Below are 3068 nucleotides of genomic sequence, written 5' to 3' on the forward strand. Positions count from 1 at the left end.
GGGGCGCTCGCCCTGGCCGCCACCGCGCCCGGCCGGGGGGAGCTGGCCGGGTTCGTCGAGGCCGACGTCCGGGCGTGCGCGGAGCTGGACGTCGACGTCCGCTGCGGGGTGCGCGCCGACCGGCAGGTCCTCGCCGACCTGGCGCCGGACGTCGTCGTCCTGGCCTGCGGTGCGACCCCGGCCCGGCCCGCCTGGGCGGGGGACGCCGACCGGGTGGCAGACGTCGCCGACGTGCTCGCCGGGGTTGCGGCGCCGTCCGGGCGGGTGCTGGTGGTCGACGAGCTCGGCGGACCGCATGCCACCTCCGTCGCGGAGCTGCTCGCCGCGCGGGGCTGCGCGGTCGAGGTGGTCACCGGTGCGCTGGTCGCCGCGCAGCGGCTGGGCCCGACGCTGGACCGCGGCTCCTGGCACCGCCGGGCCGCGGCCGCCGGCATCGTGCAGACGGTGGAGCGGGTGCCGCTCGCCGTCCGGGACGGGGTGGTCACGTTGCTGCACCACCTGACCGGGGACGTCGAGGAGCGGGTGGTGGACTGGGTCGTGGCCGCCACCCCGCCCGAGCCTGTCCCCGGGCCCGCCGTCCCCGCCGGGGTCGAGGTGCACCGGGTCGGGGACTGCCTGGCCCCGGCCGGCCACGGCGTCGCGGTGGCGACGGCCGAACGGGTGGTCGCGGGATGGTGATCCTCGGTTCCGCGCGCTCACCCGAGCTCGGCGAGCGGCGCACCGTCGTCGTCCCGCTCGGCTCGGTGGAGCAGCACGGGCCGCACCTGCCGCTGGCCACCGACACCACCGTCGCCGCGGCGGTCGCGGCCGGCCTCGTCGGCCGGCAGCCGGACCTGCTGCTCGCCCCTGCGGTCCCCTACGGCGCGAGCGGGGAGCACGAGGGCTTCCCCGGCACGGTCTCGGTCGGCACCGAGGCGCTGCACCTGCTGCTGGTCGAGCTGGGCCGCTCGGCCGGGCGCTGGGCCGGGCGGCTGCTGGTCGTCAACGGCCACGGCGGCAACCTGGACGCGCTGCGCTCGGCGGTGCCCCTGCTGCGGCACGAGGGCCGGGACGTCGCCTGGTTCCCGTGCGGCGTCCGCGGCGGCGACGCGCACGCCGGCCGGACCGAGACCTCCCTGCTGTTGCACGTGGAACCAGGGACCGTGCGGCCGGAGCTGGCCGAGGCCGGGAACACCGCACCGGTCGCGGAGCTGCTGCCGCGGATGCGGGCCGGCGGGGTGGCCGCGGTCAGCCCGAACGGTGTGCTCGGTGACCCGGCAGGTGCGTCGGCCGAGGAGGGTGCGCGGCTGCTCGCGGCCCTGGTCGACCGGCTGGCTGCCGCGGTGACGGCCTGGGACGTGGGCGCCGACGGCAGGCTGGTCTGACCAGATCTGACCAGATATCATCGGCCCCGTGACCACGGTCGTCAGCGTGTACGACGCCAAGGCGCAGTTGTCGGCACTGCTCACCCGGGTCGAGGCGGGGGAGGAGATCGTCATCTCCCGTCACGGCAAGCCCATCGCCCGGGTCGTCCCCGAGCGCCCCGAGAAGCCTCGGCGCCGGCCGGGAAGGCTCAAGGGGCAAGGCATCGTCATCCCCGACGACTTCGACGACTTCACCGAGCAGGACGAGCGCGACTGGTACGGCGAGTGAGGCTGCTGCTCGACACGCACGTCCTGCTCTGGTGGGTCATCGGGGACCCCCGGCTGCCGTCGACCGTCGCCGACGTCGTCTCGGACGAAGGCTCCACGGTGCACGTCTCCGCCGTCAGTGCGGCGGAGGTCGCCGTCAAGCGGTCGGTCGGCAAGCTGGGCAGACCCACGGTGGAGGAGGCCTTCGCCGAGCCCGGTCTGGAGGAGCTACCTTTCCGGGCTGCGCACGCCGAGGTCCTCCAGACCCTGCCCCTCCACCACCGCGACCCGTTCGACCGGATGCTCGTCGCCCAGGCGCTCGCCGAAGGTCTGGTCCTGGTGACGCTGGACGACAAGGTGCGGCGGTACGACGTCCCGGTCCTCCCGCCCCGCGGGGCATGACCCCGCCGCCGGACCGGCTGCCCGACGGGTTCCGGGTGGTGCTCGACCCGCGCACCCGACGACGGGACGGCGGTGCCGCCCTGCTCGGCGGCTCGCCGCTGCGCCTGCTGCGGCTGGCCCCCCGCGCCCGGGCGCTGCTGACCGGCGACACCCTGGACGTCGCCGACGCCACGACCGCAGCCCTGGCCGCGCGGCTGCTCGACGCCGGCCTCGCCCACCCCGACCTGCCCGCCGTCGACCCGGCCGACGTCACCGTCGTCGTCCCCGTCAAGGACCGCGCCGCTGAGCTGGACCGGCTGCTCCGCGCGCTGCGGGCCGACCTGCCCGACGTCCCGCTGCTCGTGGTGGACGACGGCTCGGCGGACCCGGCCGCGACCGCCGCCGTCTGCGCCGCGCACGGGGCCGAGGTGCTCCGGCACGCGACCGCCCGCGGTCCCGCGGCCGCCCGCAACGCCGGCCTCGCCGCCGCGACCACCACCGCCGTCGCGTTCGTCGACTCCGACTGCGTCCCCGTGCCCGGCTGGCTCGGCGTCCTCACCGCGCACCTGGCCGACCCCCGGCTGGCCGTCGTCGCCCCCCGCATCGTCGCGCTGCCCGCCGACCGGCCCGGGTGGGTCGGCGCCTACGAGGACGCGGTCAGCGCGCTGGACATGGGTCCCCGCCCCGCCCCGGTCGCCGCGCTGACCGGCGTCTCCTACGTGCCCAGCGCCGCCCTCCTGGTGCGCCGGTCCGCGCTCGGGCGCGGGTTCGACGAGGACCTGCAGGTCGCCGAGGACGTCGACCTGGTCTGGCGGCTGGCCGCGGCCGGCTGGCGGGTGCGCTACGACCCGGCCGCGCGGGTCGCCCACGAGCACCCGGCGCGGACCGCCGCCTGGCTGCGCCGGCGCGCCTATTACGGCACCGGCGCCGCGCTGCTCGCCCAGCGGCACGGGTCCGCCGTCGCGCCGGTGGTCATGTCGCCGTGGTCGGCTGCTGCCTGGGGGCTGGCGCTGCTGGGGGGCCGGCCCGGGCTGCTCGGTGCCGCGGCCGTGCTGGCCGGGGCCACCGCGAAGCTAG

4 protein-coding genes and 1 pseudogene are annotated in these 3068 nt (G+C 77.7%); all 5 read left to right on the top strand.

Annotated features, from left to right (window positions below; translation table 11 throughout):
* Positions 1–678, top strand: a pseudogene (locus NH342_RS22515) (mycofactocin system FadH/OYE family oxidoreductase 2); the annotation flags it as partial.
* Entirely contained in the window at positions 672–1364 is a 693-nt protein-coding gene (mftE, locus tag NH342_RS22520; protein WP_253018534.1) for a mycofactocin biosynthesis peptidyl-dipeptidase MftE, read from the top strand. The pseudogene NH342_RS22515 and the gene mftE, both read left to right, overlap by 7 nt.
* Positions 1365–1392: 28 nt before the next feature.
* Entirely contained in the window at positions 1393–1632 is a 240-nt protein-coding gene (locus tag NH342_RS22525; RefSeq protein ID WP_253018536.1) for a type II toxin-antitoxin system Phd/YefM family antitoxin, read from the top strand.
* Positions 1629–2012: a type II toxin-antitoxin system VapC family toxin gene (locus tag NH342_RS22530; RefSeq protein ID WP_253018538.1), complete on the top strand. Its 384-nt coding sequence runs from the start codon at positions 1629–1631 to the stop codon at positions 2010–2012. Before NH342_RS22525 ends, NH342_RS22530 begins: the two co-directional genes overlap by 4 nt.
* Positions 2009–3068 (top strand): mycofactocin biosynthesis glycosyltransferase MftF (mftF, locus tag NH342_RS22535; protein ID WP_253018540.1); only part of this gene is annotated, 1060 nt, incomplete at its 3' end. The genes NH342_RS22530 and mftF, both read left to right, overlap by 4 nt.

Source organism: Klenkia sp. PcliD-1-E (assembly GCF_024124375.1).
GTDB lineage: Bacteria > Actinomycetota > Actinomycetes > Mycobacteriales > Geodermatophilaceae > Klenkia.